General features: G+C 64.8%; 1 pseudogene. It reads right to left on the bottom strand.

Annotated features, from left to right (window positions below):
* Positions 1-563, bottom strand: a pseudogene (locus tag U5A58_RS40455) (cytochrome bc complex cytochrome b subunit); the annotation flags it as partial.

The following is a 563-nucleotide window of genomic DNA, read 5'->3' as shown; positions in this document are numbered from 1 at the left end:
CGCACGCGTTCGGGCGGCTGCTTGAACGTGCCAAGCGGCGTCCAGAACGGCATGCCGAGGAAGAAGGCGAAATAGACGAGCGCGCAGATCTGGGCGATCAGCGTGGCCGCCGGCGATGGCGGTTTCGTGCCAAGGAACGCGAGCGTCAGGAACGCCAGCACGAAGATGCCGAGAAACACCTTGTGGAAGAACGGCCGGTAGCGGATCGATTTCACCGGCGAGCGATCGAGCCACGGCAGGAAGAAGAGCGAGACCACCGCCGTGCCCATGACCACCACGCCCCAGAACTTCGACTCGGTGAAGTACATGGCGAGGATCACGAGCACCGCCAGCACCGGCAGCCCGGCGCGCCATTTGCCGCGGGCGCGCACGAGCGCGAGCAGGCCGAGCAGCGCGATCACGATCATCAGCACGATCTTGAACGGGTCGGTGGTGGCACGCAGCATCGCGTAGAACGCCGTGAAGTACCAGACCGGCGCGATTTCGGGCGGCGTTTGCAGCGAGTTGGCCGGCACGAAGTTATTCGCCTCGAGGAAGTAGCCGCCCATTTCCGGCGCGAAGAA

It is taken from the genome of Paraburkholderia sp. J7 (genome assembly GCF_905220155.1).
In the GTDB taxonomy this organism is placed as follows: domain Bacteria; phylum Pseudomonadota; class Gammaproteobacteria; order Burkholderiales; family Burkholderiaceae; genus Paraburkholderia.
Note: the sequence above shows the minus strand (reverse complement) of the source record. Positions and strands in the feature narration are given on the sequence as shown.